This window comes from Streptomyces sp. ERV7 (assembly GCF_001653515.1).
Classification (GTDB): domain Bacteria; phylum Actinomycetota; class Actinomycetes; order Streptomycetales; family Streptomycetaceae; genus Streptomyces.
The window spans coordinates 834,198-854,846 of record NZ_LYOY01000051.1 but is presented as its reverse complement, the minus strand read 5'-3'; the positions used below and the strand labels follow the sequence as shown (position 1 = coordinate 854,846).

The 20,649-nt window shown below is 71.8% G+C and carries 17 protein-coding genes and 1 pseudogene; 9 read left to right on the top strand and 9 right to left on the bottom strand.

What is annotated here, in order from left to right:
* Nucleotides 1–29: 29 nt before the first annotated feature.
* The gene (locus A8W25_RS26755) at nucleotides 30–1,070 is read right to left on the bottom strand and encodes a ketoacyl-ACP synthase III family protein (protein WP_199831837.1); all 1,041 of its coding nucleotides are present in this window, start codon (nucleotides 1,068–1,070) and stop codon (nucleotides 30–32) included.
* Nucleotides 1,071–1,285: 215 nt separating this feature from the next.
* Between A8W25_RS26755 and tsaA the strand changes: the two genes are divergently transcribed.
* Nucleotides 1,286–1,753 carry a tRNA (N6-threonylcarbamoyladenosine(37)-N6)-methyltransferase TrmO gene (tsaA, locus tag A8W25_RS26750; RefSeq protein ID WP_158942748.1) on the top strand — a complete coding sequence of 156 codons (468 nt, stop codon included), beginning with the start codon at nucleotides 1,286–1,288 and terminating at the stop codon, nucleotides 1,751–1,753.
* A 15-nt stretch (nucleotides 1,754–1,768) separates the two neighbouring features.
* Here the strand turns inward: tsaA and A8W25_RS26745 are convergent, their stop codons facing one another.
* Both A8W25_RS26745 and A8W25_RS26740 read right to left on the bottom strand, forming a co-directional pair.
* Entirely contained in the window at nucleotides 1,769–3,031 is a 1,263-nt protein-coding gene (locus A8W25_RS26745; RefSeq protein ID WP_067165962.1) for a GNAT family N-acetyltransferase, read from the bottom strand.
* A 54-nt stretch (nucleotides 3,032–3,085) separates the two neighbouring features.
* A complete protein-coding gene (locus A8W25_RS26740) occupies nucleotides 3,086–4,348 on the bottom strand; it encodes an MFS transporter (protein WP_067165959.1) in 1,263 nt (420 codons plus the stop codon).
* Nucleotides 4,349–4,403: 55 nt separating this feature from the next.
* Between A8W25_RS26740 and A8W25_RS26735 the strand changes: the two genes are divergently transcribed.
* The 4 genes from A8W25_RS26735 (at nucleotide 4,404) to A8W25_RS26720 (ending at nucleotide 7,374) form a co-directional block, all read left to right on the top strand.
* Entirely contained in the window at nucleotides 4,404–5,390 is a 987-nt protein-coding gene (locus A8W25_RS26735) for an ArsR/SmtB family transcription factor (RefSeq protein ID WP_067165956.1), read from the top strand.
* A 263-nt stretch (nucleotides 5,391–5,653) separates the two neighbouring features.
* Nucleotides 5,654–6,211 carry a DUF6879 family protein gene (locus A8W25_RS35190; RefSeq protein ID WP_234386590.1) on the top strand — a complete coding sequence of 186 codons (558 nt, stop codon included), beginning with the start codon at nucleotides 5,654–5,656 and terminating at the stop codon, nucleotides 6,209–6,211.
* A 6-nt stretch (nucleotides 6,212–6,217) separates the two neighbouring features.
* Entirely contained in the window at nucleotides 6,218–7,063 is an 846-nt protein-coding gene (locus A8W25_RS26725; RefSeq protein ID WP_067165954.1) for a helix-turn-helix domain-containing protein, read from the top strand.
* Between the two features lie 89 nt (nucleotides 7,064–7,152).
* Complete coding sequence (locus A8W25_RS26720) at nucleotides 7,153–7,374, top strand: hypothetical protein (RefSeq protein ID WP_234386589.1); 222 nt, start codon at nucleotides 7,153–7,155, stop codon at nucleotides 7,372–7,374.
* Nucleotides 7,375–7,844: 470 nt separating this feature from the next.
* Here the strand turns inward: A8W25_RS26720 and A8W25_RS26715 are convergent, their stop codons facing one another.
* From A8W25_RS26715 to A8W25_RS26695, 5 genes are all read right to left on the bottom strand, one after another.
* Nucleotides 7,845–8,996: an XdhC family protein gene (locus A8W25_RS26715; protein WP_067165951.1), complete on the bottom strand. Its 1,152-nt coding sequence runs from the start codon at nucleotides 8,994–8,996 to the stop codon at nucleotides 7,845–7,847.
* Between the two features lie 61 nt (nucleotides 8,997–9,057).
* Nucleotides 9,058–10,515, bottom strand: coding sequence for an NCS2 family permease (locus A8W25_RS26710; RefSeq protein ID WP_067165949.1), 1,458 nt, complete (start codon nucleotides 10,513–10,515; stop codon nucleotides 9,058–9,060).
* A gap of 335 nt (nucleotides 10,516–10,850) precedes the next feature.
* Nucleotides 10,851–13,244, bottom strand: coding sequence for a xanthine dehydrogenase family protein molybdopterin-binding subunit (locus A8W25_RS26705; RefSeq protein WP_067165947.1), 2,394 nt, complete (start codon nucleotides 13,242–13,244; stop codon nucleotides 10,851–10,853).
* A gap of 5 nt (nucleotides 13,245–13,249) precedes the next feature.
* Complete coding sequence (locus A8W25_RS26700; protein WP_067165945.1) at nucleotides 13,250–13,843, bottom strand: (2Fe-2S)-binding protein; 594 nt, start codon at nucleotides 13,841–13,843, stop codon at nucleotides 13,250–13,252.
* Nucleotides 13,844–13,845: 2 nt separating this feature from the next.
* Complete coding sequence (locus A8W25_RS26695) at nucleotides 13,846–14,736, bottom strand: FAD binding domain-containing protein (RefSeq protein WP_067165942.1); 891 nt, start codon at nucleotides 14,734–14,736, stop codon at nucleotides 13,846–13,848.
* A 258-nt stretch (nucleotides 14,737–14,994) separates the two neighbouring features.
* Here A8W25_RS26695 and A8W25_RS26690 point away from each other — a divergent pair, with 258 nt between their 5' ends.
* From A8W25_RS26690 to A8W25_RS26685, 3 genes and pseudogenes are all read left to right on the top strand, one after another.
* Nucleotides 14,995–16,671, top strand: coding sequence for a PucR family transcriptional regulator (locus tag A8W25_RS26690; RefSeq protein ID WP_067165941.1), 1,677 nt, complete (start codon nucleotides 14,995–14,997; stop codon nucleotides 16,669–16,671).
* A 191-nt stretch (nucleotides 16,672–16,862) separates the two neighbouring features.
* Nucleotides 16,863–17,327: pseudogene (locus A8W25_RS35185) on the top strand (hypothetical protein); the annotation flags it as partial.
* Between the two features lie 112 nt (nucleotides 17,328–17,439).
* A complete protein-coding gene (locus A8W25_RS26685) occupies nucleotides 17,440–17,739 on the top strand; it encodes a hypothetical protein (RefSeq protein ID WP_067165938.1) in 300 nt (99 codons plus the stop codon).
* Here A8W25_RS26685 and A8W25_RS26680 read toward each other — a convergent pair.
* Complete coding sequence (locus A8W25_RS26680) at nucleotides 17,736–18,914, bottom strand: YihY/virulence factor BrkB family protein (RefSeq protein ID WP_079126412.1); 1,179 nt, start codon at nucleotides 18,912–18,914, stop codon at nucleotides 17,736–17,738. The two genes, A8W25_RS26685 and A8W25_RS26680, sit on opposite strands and share 4 nt — an antisense overlap.
* Nucleotides 18,915–18,931: 17 nt before the next feature.
* On the opposite strand from A8W25_RS26680, the gene A8W25_RS26675 reads away from it, so the two are divergent.
* Nucleotides 18,932–20,566 carry an acyl-CoA dehydrogenase family protein gene (locus tag A8W25_RS26675; protein WP_067165934.1) on the top strand — a complete coding sequence of 545 codons (1,635 nt, stop codon included), beginning with the start codon at nucleotides 18,932–18,934 and terminating at the stop codon, nucleotides 20,564–20,566.
* Nucleotides 20,567–20,649: the final 83 nt, after the last annotated feature.

Here is a 20,649-nt window from a genome sequence, read left to right as displayed (position 1 = left end):
CGCGCCCGCCAGGTGTGACGCCCGCCGGTCTATTCGTGGGATATCGCGACGCAGGACCAGGTGAAGCCGTTGCCCGCGCTCAGGAACAGCGCGACCTCGCCCGGCGCGAGCCGGTCGTCGGCCTGGAGGGTGGCGAGGTTGGCCACGGGGTCCCCGGCACCGAGGTGCCCGGTGTCGCGGCCGAGGTCCAGGATCTCGGTGTGGGGCAGGGCCAGTTCGTGCACGGACGGCCCGTAGAACTGGGTGAGCGCGCCGGTGCTGAGGCGCGGCAGGACGAGGTAGCGCAGCCGGGGGTCGGCCGGGGTGAGTCCGGCGTCGGCGATGGCGTCGAGCACCACGCGCTGCACCGAGCGGCGCAGTACGGCGACGAACTTGGGCCAGCCGCCGCCCGCCCGGAAGAACAGCTTGGTGCGCCGGGCACTGATCGTCTCGTACGCGCTGCGCGGCGCGGGGGTGAAGGCGTCGTCGCCCCGGTAGAGCACCTCGTACTCGGGGACGCTCACCGAGGCGATGGCCAGCAGCCGGTAGGGGCCCGCGTCGCGGTCGAGGAGCAGCGCGGTGGCCGCGTCCCCGTACGCCACGTCGATGTCGCCGGACCAGCGGTCGAAGCCGGGTTCCACGAACCGGTCGGCGGTGGTCACCAGGCACCGGTTGACCGTGGGGTCCAGGGCGAGGCGGGCGGCGGCGGTCTCCAGGGCGGCGACGCCTCCGTTGGAGGTCTGCTGCACCCCGAGCGGGGTCGCGTGGCGGGCTCCGATGCCGTGGGCCACGTAGTGCGGCGGGGACCAGAAGTCATGGCCCTGGTGGTAGATCCACGCGTGGACGACGAGACGGAGGTCGTCGGCGGACCAGCCCGCGTCGGCGAGCGCCTTCTGGGCCGCGAGCACGGCCATCTCGGGGGCCGCCCGGTCGGGGCTCTCGCTCAGCGCGCGGTAGCCGAGCCGGTCGGCGGTCTCCTGGTCGAGCCGCCCGGCGGCCACCGCGTCCGCGGTGTCCAGGCGGCGGGACGGGAGCCAGAGCACGGCGGCGGCTATGCCCGGCGGTTCGGGTAACGGCGGACTCAGTCTCACGGGGCTGCCTCCTCGGACCGGCCCGACGACTCGGGCCGTACCTCCCGGCTGCCCACTATATTGTCAGCGTTATTGATTGTCAGGCATCTGTCTCTCGACTTCGCGCACGACCGGCGCGTTTCAGGCAGCGCGCGCCGGGCTTGCGCGGAGTGTCGTTCGGGATGTGCTGTCGTTCTGCTTGGTTGTCGTGGTTCCGGAGTGTGAGGAGATACGTGGTGTCCCATCCGCCCGCCCCTCTCGGCGCCGACGCGGTCGTGCCGCTGTCGCCGATCGGCTATGTCGTGACGGAGTACGCCCGGCCCCAACAGGCGCCGCCCCAGGCGACCTTGGCCTACGGGGACCAGGGCCGGGTCGTGCTCTACGACCCCTACGCCGCAGGCCTCGACGGCATCGCCGAGGGCTGGTACGTCTGGCTGCTGACCTGGCTGCACGACCAGACCGACGAGGAGACCGCGCCGCTCCAGGTGGTGCCGCGCGGCTGGGAGAAGAGCGGGCGTACGACCGGCGTCTACGCCACCCGTACGCCCAACCGGCACAACCGCATCGGCCTGAGCCTGGTCCGCGTCCGCGAAGTGAAGGGCAACGTCCTGCACTTCGACGGCGTGGACCTCGTCAACGGCACTCCGGTGCTCGACATCAAGCCGTATTCGCCGACGTCCGACACCCCGCCCGAGAACGAGTAGGGCGGGGGTCAGGGGTCAGAACTCGTCGGCGGTGTGCGGCAGTCGGCCGGTGCGCAGCGCCGCGCCCAGGACCGCCGCCGCTCCCGGGGTGTGCTCGGTGACCAGACCCGCCGCCACGAGGTGGCGCGGGTCGGTGCCGCCGAGATAGCAGGCGCCGAGCTCACGCACGTCCAGGGCCAGGTCGGGGCGGGCGTCGGTCGGTTCGTACGAGGCGGTGTACGCGTCGGTGCCCGCCGCGTCCGGTTCCGGCGCGACCGTGAGCCGGAAGCGGCCCGTGTTGGCCGGTACGCGCTCGTCGCGCACCTCGACCACCAGATCGGCCGGGGCCGCCCAGGAGCGCGCGGTGAGCGCGGCGCGCACATCGAGCAGGCGCAGCCACAGCGCCGGGAAGATCTGGGTGACGCGGACCTGGTCGCGGTCGGCGGCGAAGTGGTGCAGCGGGTCGTCCGGGGCGCCGCCCCAGTGGCGCACCCGGCCGGTCAGGTCGATGGCGGCCAGATAGCGCCAGAGCGCGGCCGCGCCGGCCGGGGTGTCGGCCTCCAGCTCGTCGACGCGGACCAGACCGGGCGTACCGGCGTCGTCGTCGCCGCCCTTGGTGCGGTACACCGCGTACCCGCCCAGCGGCTCGTCCGGCGCGCCGAGCGCGACGATCCTCGGCGGGCTCAGCTCTTCGTCGTCCTCGTCCTTGTCGGCCAGCCACTCCTTGCGCCAGCGGACCTCGTCGCGGGCGATCCGGCCGGGTGTGCGGGCGCGGGTCGCGTCGTAGTAGGGGCCGAGGAGTGCGGGGGCGTCCGACGGGTCGACCAGGCGCAGCGGGCGCTCGTCGGGGGCGATGCGCAGGGCGAGCGGGCGGCTGGAGTCGATCTCCACGGTGGCGCCGTGGGTGGCGGAACCGAAGCCGAAGCGGCCGTAGATGGCCGCCTCGGAGGCCCACAGCGCGGCGACCGCGCGCCCCTCGCGCGCGCTGCGGCGGAAGAACTCCCCGATCATGCCGGTGAGCACACCCCGGCGGCGGTGGGTGGGCGCCACCGCGACGAACGTGAGCCCCGGGCACGGGAGTTCACCGCCGGGGACGGAGATCGTGAAGCGGAAGGCGGCGAGGAATCCGACGAGTGTGTCACCGTCGTAGGCACCGACGCGGTCGCAGTCGAGGAGTGCCTCGCGGTGGTACTTGCGGATCTCCTCGTCCTCGGGGCGCTCGTGGAAGACGAGGTAGCCGAGTTCGAGGGCGCGGTCGACATGGGCTTCGGGAACATCGCGAAAGCGCAGCTGATCCATCCCTCGACACTAACCCGACCGAATCGGACAGTCATCCGTATTTCGGGGGGCCGGTCAGCCGGACACGGGCGCGGCGGCCCGGCCATGGTCGACGGCCGCGCGTTCGGCGCGCGCCGCCAGCGGCCCGGTGACCGTTCCCGCCGCCAGGAACAGGGTGCCCAGGAGCAGCCAGCCGGAGACGCCCCCATGGGTGACCAGGGCCGCGACCAGCAGCGGCCCGCCCGCCCGCGCCAGGTCGGAGCCGAGGCTCCAGGCACCCAGGAACTCGCCCTGGCGGTGCGGGTCGGCGAGGCCGTACGAGATGCCCCAGCCGCTCGCCGAGGAGAGCAGCTCCCCCGCCGTCAGCAGGGCCACTCCGACCGCGAGCACCAGCACGGCGGCCACCGGCGGGAGGGCTGCCGTGGTGGCCGTCACCGCGCAGGCGGCGAGCAGCGCCCACCCGGCGCGCCGGCCCGCGACCGCCGCCCCGGCGACGGTGTCGCTGCCGCGCGCGGCCCGTACCTGGAGCAGGATCGCCAGCGCGGTGTTGAGCAGCATCAGCACCGCGACCGACCAGGTGGGCGCGTGCGTACGGGACGAAATCCACAGCGGGAGACCGAGGTTGAGGACGTCGGCGTTGATGTAGAGCAGCCCGGAGAGCGCGGCGAGGGCGAGGAAGCGGCGGTCGCGCAGGGCGCCGAGGCGGTGCGCGGGCCGCTCGGCGGCGGCCGGCGCGGGCCGCGGGCCGTCGTCCGGCATCCGGGCCACGACGGCGGCCACGATCGCGTACGAAGCGCAGTTGCCCAGCACGAGGACCGCGTATCCGGTACGGGAGTCGACGGCCAGGGCGGCGCCCGCGCCCAGACTGCCCAGCGAGAAGCCGATGTTGAGCATCACCCGGGTGTACGCGCTGGCCGCGACCAGCGCCGAGTCGTCCGCGATACGGGCGAGGTAGGCGCCGCGGACCGGCCGTGACGCGCTCTCGGCCAGGGCGATGACGCAGACGACGGCGAGGAAGCCGGCGAACCCGTCGACCAGCAGATAGCCGGCGAAGGCGACGGCCCGTACGGCCACGGTGGCCAGATAGACCCGGCGGTGGCCGAACCGGTCCCCGAGCCGCCCGGCCGGGACGGCGACGGCGGGTCCGAGCAGAGCGGCGATCGTCAGACCGAGGCCGACCTGGGTGGCGGCGAGCCCGACGACCCGGGTGAAGAAGAGGGCCGCGCCGGTGTGGAAGAGGCCGTTGCCGATCCAGTCGACGAGGGTGCTGAGGGCGTACGCGCGCATGGGGCCGCGGGGTGGCAGCAGGGCTGCCACCCCGGTGGAGGTGGAGGACATGCCCCCAGCCAACGGCCTTCCGCCGCGCAGTGACAGACATTTAGGCTGGGGCTCAATGCTCAGCTACCGCCTCGGCGTCGACGACCTCGCCGACATGCGCTTCGCCTGCTCCCCGCTCCTGGAGGCCGCGACCAGCCTGTGGGCGCTGCGGCGCGCCGACAAGTACGCGCTGCACCTGCCGTGGGTGCGGCGGACGCGGGCGGCGCTGGAGGAGGCCCCCGGTCTGGACACCGCGCTGCTCGACGAACTGGTCGTGCGCGGCAGCGGCTGGATCCCGGACTTCCTCACGCCGCGCCCCGACTCCCCGCTGCCGGAGGTACGGGACGAGCTGCGCCGGGTCCGGGCGACGGCGCCGTCGAAGGCCCTGGCGGACGTCCGCACGGCGTACGCGGGCCGCGCCCTGCCCCCGCGCCTGACCCAACTGGCCGCCGACCCGCTCCGGCTGCGGGACGCGATGGCGGACGTACTGGAGGCGTACTGGGAGTTGGCGATGGCGCCGCACTGGCCTCGGATGCGGGGCGTCCTGGAGGCGGACATGGTGTGGCGGGCGCGGCTGCTGACCCACGAGGGCGCGGCGGCGGTGCTCACATCGCTCGATCCGACGGCGGTGTGGCGGGGCGGCGAGCTCACGCTGTTCGTCCACCGGGACCTGGAGCTGGGGGCGGCGGTGGACGGGCGGGGCCTGTGGCTGGTGCCGACGCTGTTCGCGCAGCACGCGATCAGTCCGGTGGGTCCTGAGGAGCCTCCGACGATCGCGTACCCCGCGCGGGGCGTGGGAACCCTGTGGGAGTCCCGCCCGCCGCGCCCGCCCGGGGCCCTCGCCTCCCTGGTGGGCGCGCCCAAGGCGACGCTGCTGCTGTCCCTGGACGGCCCCGCGTCCACGACGGAACTGGCCCGCCGCCTGTCGGTGACGCCGAGCGCGGTCTCCCACCACTTGGCCGTACTGCACCGGACGGGCCTGGTGAGCCGGGCTCGGGCGGGGAGGGTGGTGCTGTACGCGCGAACGGGGTTGGGCGAGGCGCTGGCGTCGCCGGGGGCGTGAGGTTGCCCCGCCCCTTCCCGCTGCGCGCCTGTCTGCGGGCCGGTGGGAGCCGCTCGCGCAGTTCTCCGCGCCCCCTAAAGGCTTGCGGCTGAGCTGAGTTCTTTTCTTCGGGGCGGTGAGCGCGGGGACTTTGGCGTGTCCGTGGCCCTGGCGATAGGTCGGGAGTCCACCACCACGCGCATCCCGATGCGCCCTTGACGGGTGCGCCAGCAGGGGTGACGCTCAGGCAATCGGCCGCAATCGGATCGACGCAGGGAGAGGTCATGCACTTGCGTTTCCTCGGGATCATCCCGAACACGCCCGTTGACGACTCGCCGACGATCTGGCTGGACGAGACCAGCGGGGACCTGCTGATCCAGTCCTACCGGGCTACCGAGGAGGATGTGATCCCCGAGTTCGCCCGCTGGCGTGCTGGTCACCGGTACAACTGTGACCCTGCGAACCTGCCCGACTGGTGGGGGACGTGGCGGGACCTCGTGCAGGAGACGACAGCGCGTGGTGTCGTGATGCGGCGGGCGCGGATCGTGTCGGAGCCGATGACGGCCTACATCCGATATGAGCACGACATGACGTTCGCCAACGTGGCGGCGGGTGAGCTTGTGCGCTGGCTGCCCCGGCGTCGGGCGGCTGATATCCCGCTACCGGGAACGGATCTGTGGATGTTCGACAGCGAGTCGGTGCTCTTCACGTACTTTTCCGGCCTCGGGGAGGTCGTGGACCGCGAGTTGCGGACTGAGCCGGGGGTCATCCAACTGGTCTCATCGGCGTTTGAGTCGGTGTGGCAGCGGGCTACACCGCACGAGGAGTACATCCCGGTCTAATAGGTCATGCCCGAATCATCATCCAGCGTCCAGCGAGCCCGGCAGCTCCTTGCCGATCGCCTACGCGAGTTGGTCACGGACTCCGGGCTGGAAGGCAAGGAGGTAGCCGCTCGCTGTGGCTGGTACCCGTCCAAGGTCTCCCGGATCGCGACGGGGAGGCAGAAGCCCAGTGAGAACGACATTCGCGCGTGGTGCCAGGCGTGCGGCGCCGAGAGTCAGACAGCGGACCTGATTGCCTCGCTGCGGGCTGTTGAGGGCATGTGGGTGGAATGGCGCCGCATGGAGCGGGCGGGGCTGCGACGGGCACAGGAAGCCGTGCTGCCTCTGTTCGAGCGTACGCACTGGTTCCGCGCCTACTCCTCATGGTTCGTGCCCGGTTTGCTCCAGACCCACGGCTACACAGCCGATGTGCTGCGCGCCGTCCAGCGACGCCGGGTGTCGGTTGATGATGTGGCTGACGCTGTGGCCGTTCGTATGGAGCGCCAACGGGTACTCCACGATGTTCCGCGTCGCTTCGCGTTCCTTGTCGAAGAGTCCGTGTTGAGCAACGGGCTTGGAGATGCTGACACCCAGGCTGAACAGCTTGAGCGACTGCTCACGGTCGGGGCGCTGCCCAACATCAGCGTAGGAGTGGTCCCCACCCGTCTTGGCCGGACCCACATGCCGGTGGAGGGGTTCTGGATCTTCGACACGCTTCAGGTCAACGTGGAGCTTGTGTCCGGGCACCTCACACTGACCCAGCCCAGCGAGGTGGGCATGTACGCCGATACGTTCGCCACGCTGTCCGATATGGCGGTCTACGGCGCCAAGGCTCGCGCGCTGATCATCAAGGCTCTTGAGTCGCTCGCGTAATCCACACGCAATCAGGCGCAATCGACTGTGAGTTGGTATTCCGGTCTCCCTAGCGTGGTTGTCATCGGACCATGCGAGGGGACAGCGACATGACGATGACCAACCCACAGACGTACCCGCAACCAGCGGTCGAGCTCGCCGGGTTTGTCGATGACCACCTGTACGGCTGTGAGCCCGTGGCCGACTGCGGGGTCTGCGGCGCATTGGCAAGGGAGCTTGCCGAGGCACGCGACGCCAGGGAACACGGCAAGGCGTACGACGCTGCGGCAGAGATCAGGAATCACCCCCACCCTGCGAAGCGGAAGCCGTGAGCGCTCCCGCACGGGTTCACAGACAGTGCACGGCGGAGTTACCGGCCCCGAAGTCGGTTGCGTTGATCGACGCTCCTGACGGCCCGTACGCAGACTCTCCCAAGGGCTGGTGGACCGAGTACGGCGGGGCGCTCGATGTGCGGTCCGGGGTGGTCCACATCCCGCGGGGGGTGTCGCGTGCCTCGCTTCCGAAGTGTCCCTTCCCGTGCGCGCGTTGCGGGACGGCATAAGCCGGCGACGGCCCTGGCGGTGCCGACCGGTGCGGTCCTCTGGAGCAGCGTGCTCGTGCTGATGGCCGTCCGCCTGTGATCTCCCGCTCTCTGTCGGCCGGTTCCCCTTGGCAGTGGTCCCCAGCAGAGAGCGGGGCGAGCCGCCCGATCGCACGCCCCTGTACAGCCATCGCAGCGGGCGCAGTGGGACGAGCTGCCCGTGAAACGCTGGTCAGCAGCGAAGCAGTAGGCCCTTCAAAGCTACGCCACCGAACCTATCCGCCCCACCGCCCCGTCAGGGCCCTCGTGGTGGATCGGGGTGTGCGCGCCCGTCAACGACACCCCCGTACCACCCCGCCGATTCGCCACGATCTCCGCCGCGATCGACAGCGCCGTCTCCTCCGGCGTACGCGCGCCGAGGTCGAGGCCGATCGGGGAGCGCAGGCGGGCCAGTTCCAGTTCCGTGACGCCGACCTCGCGCAGGCGCGCGTTGCGGTCCTCGTGCGTGCGGCGCGACCCCATCGCCCCGACGTACGCCACCGGCAGCCGCAGCGCCAGCTCAAGGAGCGGTACGTCGAACTTGGCGTCGTGGGTGAGGACGCAGAGCACCGTACGGGAGTCGACCTCCGTCGACTCCAGATAGCGGTGCGGCCACTCCACCACGATCTCGTCCGCCTCCGGGAAGCGGGCCGGCGTGGCGAACACGGGCCGGGCGTCGCACACCGTGACGCGGTAGCCGAGGAACTTCCCCACCCGTACCAGCGCGGAGGCGAAGTCGATGGCCCCGAAGACGATCATCCGCGGGGGCGGGACGCTCGACTCGACCAGGACCGTGAGCGGCTGCCCGCACAGACGGCCGTCGGCGCCCAGGGTGAGCGTGCCCGTGCGGCCCGCGTCCAGCATGGCCCGCGCCTCGCCCGCCACCGCCCGGTCCAGCTCGGGGTGGCCGCCGAGGGCGCCCTCGTACGTACCGTCGGGGCGGATCAGGAGGGGGCGGCCGACCAGTTCGGACGGGCCCTCGGTGATGCGCGCGAGCGCCGCCGCCTCGTCCTGCGCCGCGGCCGCCAGGGCCGTGGCGAAGACCGCCCGGGAAGGGGAGTCGGCGGGCACCGGGGTCACCAGGATGTCGATGATTCCGCCGCAGGTCAGGCCGACCGCGAAGGCGTCCTCGTCGCTGTAGCCGAAGCGTTCGAGGACGGGCTCGCCGTCCGCCAGCGCCTGCTGGCACAGTTCGTAGACCGCGCCCTCCACGCATCCGCCCGAGACCGAACCGATCGCCGTGCCCTCGCTGTCGACGGCGAGGGCCGCGCCCGGCTGCCGGGGCGCGCTGCCGCCGACCGCCACCACGGTGGCGACGGCGAAGGTGCGGCCCTGCTCGACCCACCGGTTGAGCTGTTCGGCGATGTCCAGCATGTTCGGTCTCCTTATACGAACGGATGATGGAGGGCGTCGGGTCGTACGCCCTGTTCGTGGCCTACTTGACGCCCAGCCAGCTCTCGATGGGGCTGAGCGCGAAGTAGACGAGGAAGATGCCGGACAGGGCCCACATGAACCCGCCGATCTCCCGCCACTTGCCCTGCGCCGCCTTGATGACGGTGTAGGAGATGACACCCGCGCCGACACCGGCGGTGATGTTGTACGTGAACGGCATCAGGGCCACGGTGAGGAACACCGGGATCGACACCGAGCGGTCGTTCCAGTCCACGTGCCGCGCCGCGCTCATCATCATCGAGCCGATCACGACCAGCGCGGCGGCGGCCACCTGGGCCGGAACCAGCTGGGTGAGCGGGGTGAAGAAGAGACAGGCCGCGAAGAAGAGGCCGGTGACGACCGAGGAGAGGCCGGTGCGGGCGCCCTCGCCGGCGCCGGTCGCGGACTCGATGAAGACGGTCTGGCCGGAGGCTCCGGAGACGCCGCCGATCGCACCGCCCGCGCCGTCGATGAACAGCGCCTTGGACAGGCCCGGCATCCGGCCCTTGTCGTCGGCGAGCTTGGCCTCCTGGCCGACGCCGATGATGGTGGCCATCGCGTCGAAGAAGCCGGCCAGCACCAGGGTGAAGACGATCATGCCGACGCTGATGGCGCCGATCTCGCCCCAGCCGCCGAACTCGACGTCGCCGAAGAGGCCGAAGTCGGGCTTGGCCACCGCGCTGCCGTCCAGGCCGGGGGCGAGGCCGCCCCAGTCCTTGTCGTTCAGCCCGGCGATCTTGGTGACCACGAGCGAGAGGACCGTGCCGGTCACGATGCCGATCAGGATCGCGCCGGGGATGTTGCGCGCCTGGAGGGCGAAGATCAGGAGCAGGGTCACCGCGAAGAAGAAGACCGGCCAGCCGACCAGTTCGCCCGTGGCGCCGAGGGTGACGGGGCCACCCTGGCCCTTGCCCACGAATCCGGCCTTCACCAGGCCGAGCAGGGCGACGAACATACCGATGCCCATGGTGATCGCGTGCTTGAGCGGCAGTGGGATGGCGTTCATGATCATCTCGCGGAGGCCGGTGACGACCAGCAGCATGATGACCACGCCGTACATGACGCACATGCCCATGGCCTGCGGCCAGGTCATGTTGGGGACCACCTGGGTGGTCAGGGCCGCGGAGACGTTCAGTCCGGCGGCCAGCGCGAGCGGGACCTTGCCGAAGAAGCCCATCAGCAGGGTGCTGGCCGCGGCCGCGAGGGCGGTGGCCGTCACCAGGCCCGCATGGCCCAGCGTGTGCTTGTCGACGTCGGGCGTCGAGAGGATCAGCGGGTTGAGCAGGAGGATGTAGCACATCGCCATGAAGGTGGTGATGCCGCCGCGCACCTCTTGCGCGACCGTGGATCCTCTGTCCGTTATGTGAAAGTACCGGTCGAGCCAAGACCTGCCGGCGGGAACGCGCGAGCCGGAGCCCGCCTCCTCGGCGGTGGTCTTGGGCTCCACAGACTGCTGGGTCATGGTGCCTACTCCCAAGGTTCAAAGGGGCACCCGCATAAGACTGGGGGAACTCAGTCAGACAAGCTGCGGGATTTGGGATGGTGCGTGGGCTGCACGACCCGGGGGACGGCCCGAGACGAACGTTTCCTCGTACGGCGGGGGTACCGGTTCCGGTACCGCGGTACGGGGTGGTGCTGAGTCATTCGGGTACTGCCTTGTGGTGCCGGTGCTGCTGGTGTTGCTGGTGCGGGGTGAAGGACCGCGAGCGGTGCGGTACTTCTGTGCTCCGGGCGGTGCGGGCGGTAGGGAAGTGTGACGTTCCTGGGTGGCACGCACCGCCCGGAGGGTTCAGGGGGTCAGGACGACTCGGTGCCCGTGAGGTGCTCGGGGCGGACCGGGGTCCTGTTCAGCTCCAGACCCGTCGCGTTCCGGATCGCCGCGAGGACGGCCGGGGTGGACGACAGGGTCGGGGCCTCGCCGATGCCGCGCAGCCCGTACGGGGCGTGCTCGTCGGCGAGTTCGAGCACGTCGACCGGGATGGTCGGCGTGTCGAGGATCGTGGGGATGAGGTAGTCCGTGAAGGAGGGGTTGCGCACCTTCGCGGTCTTCGGGTCGACGATGATCTCCTCCATGACCGCCACGCCCAGGCCCTGGGTGGTACCACCCTGGATCTGGCCGACGACGGACAGCGGGTTGAGCGCCTTGCCGACGTCCTGGGCGACCGCGAGCTCGACGACCTTGACGAGGCCGAGCTCGGTGTCCACCTCGACGACCGCGCGGTGTGCGGCGAACGAGTACTGGACGTGGCCGTTGCCCTGGCCGGTGCGCAGGTCGAACGCCTCGGTGGGCCGGTGGCGCCACTCCAGCTCCAGCTCGACCGCCTCGTCCTCCAGGACGTCCGCGAGGTCCGCGAGGACCTCGCCGCCGTCGGTGACGACCTTGCCGCCCTCCAGGAGGAGTTCGGCCGTCGCCCAGGCCGGGTGGTAGGAGCCGAACTTGCGGCGGCCGATCTCCAGAACGGCCTCGCGGACGTGCTCGCAGGTGTTCTTGACGGCGCCGCCGGTGACGTACGTCTGGCGCGAGGCCGACGTGGAACCGGCCGAGCCGACCTGGGTGTCGGCCGGGTGGATGGTCACCTGGGTGACACCGAGCTCGGTGCGGGCGATCTGCGCGTGGACGGTGACACCGCCCTGGCCGACCTCCGCCATCGCGGTGTGCACGGTCGCGACCGGCTCGCCGCCCACGACCTCCATGCGCACCTTGGCGGTGGAGTAGTCGTCGAAGCCCTCGGAGAAGCCGACGTTCTTGATGCCGACCGCGTAGCCCACACCCCGGACGACACCCTCGCCGTGCGTGGTGTTGGACAGACCGCCGGGCAGCGCGCGGACGTCGGCCTGCTCGCCGGCGGTCGCCCACTGCTGCTCGGGCGGCAGCGGGCGGGCCTTGATGCGGCGCAGCAGCTCGGCGACCGGGGCCGGGGAGTCGACCGGCTGGCCGGTCGGCATGATCGTGCCCTGCTCCATCGCGTTCATCTGGCGGAACTCGACCGGGTCGATGCCCAGCTTCGCCGCCAGCTTGTCCATCTGCGCCTCGTACGCGAAGCACGCCTGGACCGCGCCGAAGCCGCGCATGGCGCCGCAGGGCGGGTTGTTGCTGTAGAGCGCGATGGCCTCGATGTCGACGTCGTCGATCACATACGGGCCGACGCTCAGCGAGGAGGCGTTGCCGACGACCGCCGGGGAGGCCGACGCGTAGGCACCGCCGTCCAGGACGATCTTGCACTTCATGTGCGTCAGCTTGCCGTCCTTGGTGGCGCCGTGCTCGTAGTAGAGCTTCGCCGGGTGGCGGTGGACGTGACCGAAGAAGGACTCGAACCGGTTGTAGACGATCTTGACCGGCTTGCCGGTGCGCAGCGCGAGGAGGCAGGCGTGGATCTGCATCGAGATGTCCTCGCGGCCGCCGAAGGCACCGCCGACGCCGGAGAGCGTCATCCGCACCTTCTCCTCGGGCAGGCCGAGGACGGGGGCGATCTGCTTGAGGTCCGAGTGCAGCCACTGGGTGGCGACGTACAGCTCGACGCCGCCGTCCTCGGACGGCACGGCGAGGCCGGACTCGGGGCCGAGGAAGGCCTGGTCCTGCATGCCGAAGGTGTACTCGCCCTTGACGATGACGTCGGCGCGCTTGGCGGCCTCGTCGGCGTCGCCGCGCACGATCGGCTGGCGGTGCACGATGTTCGGGTGCGGGACGTGGCCGATGTGGTGGTCGTCGCGGCCCTCGTGGACCAGGACCGCGCCGGGGGCGGTCGCGGACGCCTCGTCCGTGATGACCGGCAGCTCGACGTACTCGATCTTGATCTTGGCGGCGGCGCGGCGCGCGGTCTCCGGGTGGTCGGCGGCGACCAGGGCCACCGGCTCGCCGTGGTGGCGGACCTTGCCGTGCGCCAGGACCGGGGTGTCCTGGATCTCCAGGCCGTAGTTCTTGACGTCGGTCGGCAGGTCGTCGTAGGTCAGCACGGCGTAGACGCCGGGCATCGCGACGGCCTCGGAGATGTCGATCGACTTGATCTCGGCGTGGGCGACCGTGGAGCGCAGGGTCTGACCCCAGAGCATGTCCTCGTGCCACATGTCCGAGGAGTACGCGAACTCACCGGTGACCTTGAGGGTGCCGTCGGGGCGCAGCGTCGACTCGCCGATGCCGCCCTTGGTCTTGGAACCCTGGGTGATGTTGGTGGGAGTACCAGTGGTGGCCATGATCGTCAGACCGCCTCTTCCTGACGGGCGGCCGCGAGGCGGACCGCGTCGAGGATCTTCTCGTAACCGGTGCAGCGGCAGAGGTTGCCGGAGAGGGCCTCGCGGATGTCCTGGTCGGACGGGGAGGCGTTGCGCTCCAGGAGCTCGTCGGCGGCGACCAGCAGGCCCGGGGTGCAGAAACCGCACTGGACGGCGCCGGCGTCGATGAACGCCTGCTGGATCGGGGACAGGGCGCCCGCCTCTCCAGTCTGGCCGTCGGTGGGCTTGGCCTGCCAGCGCTGGGCGGCGTCGATGGAGGTGCCACAGGCGCCGGAGGCGCAGGCGCCGCCCGGGTGGACATCCTCTCGGTGCTGGGCGTAGTCGGCCAGGCCCTCGACGGTGACGACCTCGCGGCCCTCGACCTGACCGGCCGCGACCAGGCAGGAACAGACCGGCACGCCGTCCAGGCGGACCGTGCACGAACCGCATTCGCCCTGCTCGCAGGCGTTCTTCGAACCCGGAAGACCCATGCGCTCGCGCAGGACGTACAGAAGGCTCTCGCCCTCCCATACGTCGTCGGCTTCCTGCTGACGGCCGTTGACCGTGAAATTGACGCGCATGGTTATGCAGCTCCTTCAAGCGAGCGGCCGGTGCCGCGGTACTGCTCCCAGGTCCAGCCGAGCGTGCGGCGGGCCATGATGCCCACGGCGTGCCGGCGGTACTTGGCAGTGCCTCGTACGTCGTCGATCGGGTTGCAGGAGGCGGAGGCGAGCTCCGCGAACTGCTTGGCGATCGAGGGGGTGATGATCTTGCCGCTCTCCCAGAACCCGCCCTCGTCGAGCGCGGCGTTCAGGAACTCCTCGGCGGCCTTGGCCCGGACCGGGGTCGGGGCGGCCGAGCCGATGCCGGTGCGGACCGTCCGGGTCTCGGGGTGCAGCGCCAGGCCGAAGGCGCAGACCGCGATGACCATCGCGTTGCGGGTGCCGACCTTGGAGTACTGCTGGGGGCCGTCCGCCTTCTTGATGTGGACGGTCTTGATGAGCTCGTCCGGCGCCATCGCGTTGCGCTTCACCCCGGTGTAGAACTCGTCGATCGGGATCAGCCGGGAGCCGCGCACCGACTCCACCTCGACCTCGGCGCCCGCGGCGAGCAGCGCCGGGTGGGCGTCACCGGCCGGGGAGGCGGTGCCGAGGTTGCCGCCGACGCCGCCGCGGTTGCGGATCTGCGGGGAGGCGACGGTGTGCGAGGCGAGCGCCAGGCCCGGCAGCTCGGCCCGCAGGTTCTCCATGATCTGGGTGTACGACACGGACGCGCCGAGCCGTACGGTCTCCTCGCCGACCTCCCACGCGCGCAGCAGCTCGATGCGGTTCAGGTCCAGAAGGTACTCGGGCCGGCGGTGGTCGAAGTTGATCTCGACCATCACATCGGTGCCACCCGCAATGGGCACAGCCGTGGGGTGCTCGGCCTTGGCGGCGAGCGCCTCCTCCCAGCTGGCGGGGCGAAGGAAGTCCATGAGTGGCTCTCTTCTTCTCAATCGGGGTCGTTCGCGCGGGTCCCGGGGACGGCAGGCCCTTGGCTATGAAGTCGTTCATGTGCTGTTAACGCTGTGTGGCCCCAGTACACAAGCCTCACTCCGCCGGGTGCAGTCACCGAAACCATGAAGGAGTTGGCTGGTCTCCATCTACGTCTTGTAGATTCGTATGAAAGGCGGTGCTCAGTTACCCCACCGCTTTCCACCGGCAACAACAAGACAGATCGGCGGCGACACGCGATGCGGCTGCGCGCACTTCTGGAGACCGACGCGCTGGGGCTGCGGCTACTCGGCGGCGAGGACGAGCTGGACCGCACCGTACGCGGTGTGATGACCACTGACCTGCGCGATCCGAGCCGCTATCTCTCCGGCGGCGAGCTGGTCCTCACCGGCCTCGCCTGGCGCCGTGACGCCGACGATTCCGAGCCATTCGTACGGATCCTGGCCGGAGCCGGGGTGGTCGGCCTGGCGGCCGGCGAGGCCGAGCTGGGCGCGATCCCGGATGACCTGATCCGTGCGTGTACACAGCACCGGCTGCCGCTGTTCGCGGTGAACGAGTCGGTAGCCTTCGCCACCATCACGGAGCACGTGGTGCGCCAGGTGTCCGGCGAGCGGGCCGGGGACCTGGCGGCCGTGGTCGACCGGCACCGGCGGCTGATGACGTCGGGGCCCGCGGGCGGCGGCCCGGAGGTCGTCCTGGACCTGCTCGGCTCCGACCTGGACCTGCGGGCCTGGGTGCTCTCCCCCACCGGACGGCAGATCGCGGGCGCGGGCGAGCCGCTCGCCCCGTCCGTCGCCGCCACTCTGTCGGGTGAACACCTCGGCGCGACCCGCACCGGCCGCCGGGGCCCGCACCGGGCCGTGGTGCAGGGCACCACGTACTCGCTGTTCCCGATCCGCCACAGCGGGCGCGGGGCCGCCCCGGCCGCCCGTGATGTGCGCGAGACGGTCCTGTCGGACTGGCTGCTGGCCGTGGAGGCGGACGCGGGCGACTGGCCCGCCGCCCGGCTCGACCTGCTCCAGGGCGTCACCCAGCTGATCGCCGTGGAGCGCGACCGCCGCGACGCGGCCCGTACGGTACGCCGCCGGCTCGCCCAGGAGGTCCTGGAGCTGGTACAGACCGGTGCCGCGCCCGCCGAGATCGCGGCCCGGCTGCGGGTCGCCGCCCCCGTGCTGCTGCCGGGCCTCGGCTCGGCGCCGCACTGGCAGGTGATCGTGGCCCGGGTCGACTGGAGCCAGTCGGCCGCCACCACCGCGGAGATCGCGGGCGGTCCGGTCGCCCAGGCCCTCCTTGAGGAGGTCCTGGTCGACCCGGCCGTCACCGGCTCCGACTCCTCGGACCGCATCGCGGTCGCCCATGCGGGCGACGAGGCGATCGCGCTGGTCCCGCTGCCCGCGGTCGGCCCGGAGGGCAGCGAGGCCGGGCTGCACGCGGACGCGCTGCTCGCCGCGGTCCAGGCTCCCCTCTCGGCGGGCCTCGCCGACGACGGACGCCTGACACTGGGTGTCAGCGCCGCCGTGCACTCGGCGGAGGGGCTGCGCGGCGCCCTGGAGGAGGCCCGGCACGCCCGCCGGGTCGCCGCCGCCCGCCCGGGCCGGGTCTGCGCGGCCGGCCACCACGAGCTGGCCTCGCACGTCCTGCTGCTGCCGTTCGTCCCGGACGACGTGCGCCGCGCCTTCACGGCCCGTCTGCTCGACCCGCTGCGCGACTACGACCGGCGCCACCGCGCCGAGCTCATCCCGACCCTGGAGGCGTTCCTCGACTGCGACGGCTCCTGGACCCGCTGCGCCACACGACTGCATCTGCACGTCAACACCTTGCGCTACCGGGTCGGCCGGATCGAGCAACTGACGGGGCGTGATCTTTCGCGCCTGGAGGACAAGCTGGACTTCTTCCTGGCCCTGCGGATGAGCTGAGGGGGCGCGCGGCCGACGCGGCGGGGCCGGAACACCACCGGGACGCGCCGCAATTCGCCGTTTGTGAAGGAATTCACGCGTGGGCCTTGGCCCGGCGTGCCAATCCGTGCTGAGATTCGCCACACGGCTCAACAGCTCGGACTCAACGGCTCGATGGCGCGCTCGGGGAGGGCAACGTGGCGTACTCCGCCATGTCTGATTCCGGAACGACTGCAGAGAACGGGGATCCGCTCCATCCGCTCCAGACGGCAGTGTGGCGGCTGCGCTCGCGCGGCTGCTGGACGGACGCGGCGGCCCTGCTCGAACCGCACGGTGCCCAGCCGGAGGCGGCGCTCCAGCGGGCCGCCCTGCTCACCGAGCAGTGTCTGTACACCGGGGACGGCTGGGCCGAGGCCGAGGAGGCCCTGCGCGGCGCGGAGGCGGTGGCCGGGGACGACGAGGAGCGCGGCGCGGCGGCGTGCGAGCGCGGCCAGCTGGCGTACGCCTCGACGCTGCTCGGGGTGCGCGACCGCGCCGACGAGGCCCGTTCGGCGCTGGGCCGGGCGGCGGCGCTGATCGCCCCGGCGGCGCGGGGGCGGGCGCTGCTCGACTTCCGGCGGGGGCTGCTCGCCGAGAACGTGGCGGACGCGCCGCAGGCGGCCCGGGCCGCCTACCGCCCTCCTCGCCCCCGTCCGCACCGTCCTCGTCGACCACGACGGCACCCTCTCCCGCCCCCACGCGCGCGAGGCGATCCGGGCGCTCGTCGGCTCGGGGCGGCGGATCGTCGTGGTGACCGGTGGCACGGTGGAGGCCGTGGAGAGGGTGCTCGGGGACGCGGCGGGCGACCTGGCCGGGATCCGGGCGCGGACGCAGATGGGCGAGGACGCGATCCTCCAGTCCCTCGGCACCGTCGCAGGGGCGCTGGTCGTCGGCCGGATGCCCGGCGCGGCCGCGACCGCCGCCCGGCTCGGCGTCCCCTACATCGGCCTGGCCGACGGGGCCGCCTCGGCGGCGGACCTGCGGGCGGCCGGGGCGACGCTGGTGACCACCTCGCTGGGGGCGATCACCGACGCGCTCCAGGAGAACTAGGGCCTGTCCTTGCCCTGCCCGTCCCGCGTCCCGTGCAGCCGGGACTTCACGTCGTCCGGCGGCAGGAAGCGCGACCACCGCTCCGGGTACTCCGAGGGCATTCCGGCGTCGGCGGGGTCCAGGTCGTCCAGGTCCTCCGGCTCGGCCTGGTAGGCGGCCCGGGCCTGGGCCGCGCGGGCCACGATCTCGGCGGCCTGGGCGGTCTTGACCCGCTCGTTGGCGGCGCGGGCGGCGGCCGTGGCGACCGACGGCCACACCCGGTCGATGGCCGCGTTCACGGCCGCGCCCACCAGGACCGCGAAGGCCGAGACGCCGATCCACAGCAGCACGGCGACGGGCGCGGCCAGCGAGCCGTAGATGGTGGGGCCCTCGACCGTGTTGGTGAGGTAGATCCGCAGCAGGAACGACCCGAGCACCCACATGGCCAGCGCGACCAGGGCGCCCGGCACGTCCTCGATCCACGGTGAGCGGACCGGTACCGAGACGTGGAAGAGGGTGGTCAGAAATGCCACCGAAAGGAGGATCATCACGGGCCAGTACAGAACGCTGATCAGATCCGTGCCCCACGGGATCAGCTCGACCACCCGGTCCGGGCCGACCACAGCCAGCGGCAGCACCACCGCGCCGATCAACAGGGCCACGATGTAGAGGAGCAGCGAGAGCATCCGGGTGCGCACGATGCCCCGGTGGCCGTCGAGCCCGTACATCACGGTGATGGTGTCGATGAAGACGTTGACGGCCCGGGAGCCCGACCAGAGCGCGAAGGCGAAGCCGAGGGAGACGATTTCCGGCCGTTTCCCCTTGGTGACGTCCGCCAGGAGCGGCTCGGCGAAATCGTGGACGCCCCGGTCGGAGAGGACCGACTGGGCGGCGTTGATGATGTTCTTGTTGATGGTGGCGACGGTGTCCGTGTTGGTCCAGCCGTCCACGTAGCCGAGCAGCGCGATCAGGCTGAGCAGCAGCGGAGGCAGCGAGAGCAGGGTGAAGAAGGCCGCCTCGGCCGCGAGCCCGAGGATGCGGTACTCGATGCACGAGTTGACGGTGTCCTTCAGGAGCAGCCAGGCCATCTTCCGCTTCGATACGTTGCGGTAGAGGACGCGGGCCCGATGGAGACGGCTCGGGGCCCGGTGGAGTCGGCCCGATGGCCGCTCGGGTGTTTCATTTGCTGGCTGCACCTCCTTACCGTATCGGCATGGCAGCCACCACCCACACAGTGACCAACCAGGCTCCACCCCTGGTGGGATACGACGTCTTCTTGTCCGACCGCGCTCTTGCCGAGGGGGTGGAACGGCATCTGGCGCCCGAGATCGCCGCGGAGGCGCGGGACGAGCTCAGCGGGCTCGGACGCACGGCGGGCTCCGCGCAGGCGCAGGAGTGGGGCGTGCTCGCGAACGAGAACCCACCGAAGCTGCGCACCCACGACCGCTACGGCAACCGGATCGACGAGGTCGACTTCCACCCGAGCTGGCACCGGCTGCTCGGCCACGCCGTGGGGGCGGGGCTGACGGACGCCTGGGGGCGGCCGGGCGGCCATGTGCGGCGCGCCGCCGGGTTCCTGGTGTGGACGCAGGCCGAGGCGGGCCACGGGTGCCCGCTGTCGATGACGCACGCGGCCGTGCCCGCGCTGCGGGCCGACCCGGCGCTGGCCGCCGAGTGGGAGCCCCGGCTCACCTCCCATGTGTACGAGGAGGGGCTGCGGCCGGCCGGTGACAAGGCCGGGGTGCTCTTCGGGATGGGCATGACGGAGAAGCAGGGCGGCAGCGACGTCCGGGCCAACACCACGCAGGCCAGGCCGCTCGGGGACGCCGGTGAGTATCTGCTGACCGGTCACAAGTGGTTCTGCTCGGCGCCGATGTGCGACGGGTTCCTGGTGCTGGCGCAGGCGCCCGGCGGGCTGACCTGCTTCCTGGTGCCCCGGGTGCTCGACGACGGCACCCGGAACACGTTCCGCATCCAGCGGCTCAAGGACAAGCTGGGCAACAGGTCCAACGCCTCCAGCGAGGTCGAGTTCGACGAGACGTGGGCGCGCCGGGTCGGGGACGAGGGGCGCGGGGTGCGCACCATCATCGAGATGGTGGCGGCGACCCGGCTCGACTGCGTGGTCGGCTCGGCGGCGCTGATGCGGCAGGGCGTGACGCAGGCGATCCACCACGCGGCGTACCGCAGCGCGTTCGGCGGGGTGCTGATCGAGAAGCCGCTGATGAGGAACGTCCTGGCGGATCTGGCCCTGGAGTCGGAGGCGGCGACCACGCTGGCGCTGCGCCTCGCGGCCGCCAACGACTCGGGTACGGAGGAGGAGCGGGCGCTGCTGCGCCTCGCGGTGCCGGCCGCCAAGTACTGGGTGACCAAGCGCTGTACGCCGGTCGTCGCCGAGGCCCTCGAATGCCTGGGCGGCAACGGGTACGTGGAGGAGTCCGGGCTGCCCCGGCTGCTGCGCGAGTCGCCGCTGAACTCGATCTGGGAGGGCTCGGGCAACGTCCAGGCGCTGGACGTACTGCGGGCGCTCCAGCGTGAGCCGCACGCCCTGGACGCCTTCCTCCAGGAGGTCGGCCGCGCGCGCGGCGCGGACCACCGGCTGGACGGGGCGATCAAGAACCTGCTCACGGAGCTCGCGGACCTGGACGGCATCGAGGCCCGGGCGCGCCGTCTGGTGGAGCGGATGGCGCTGGTGCTCCAGGGTTCGCTGCTGGTGCGCTGGGCGCCGTCGGAGGTCGCGGACGCGTTCTGCGCGTCCCGGCTCGGCGGCGACTGGGGCACGGCCTTCGGGACGCTGCCGCACACGCTCGACCTGGGCGCGGTCGTGGAGCGGGCGCGCGCGCAGGTCTGACCGGCGGTGGGAGCGGGCGCCCGGGGCCTCAGCGGCCCGGGCGTCCTGACCGGGACGTGCGTCGGGGGTGGTGCTGCGCCGAC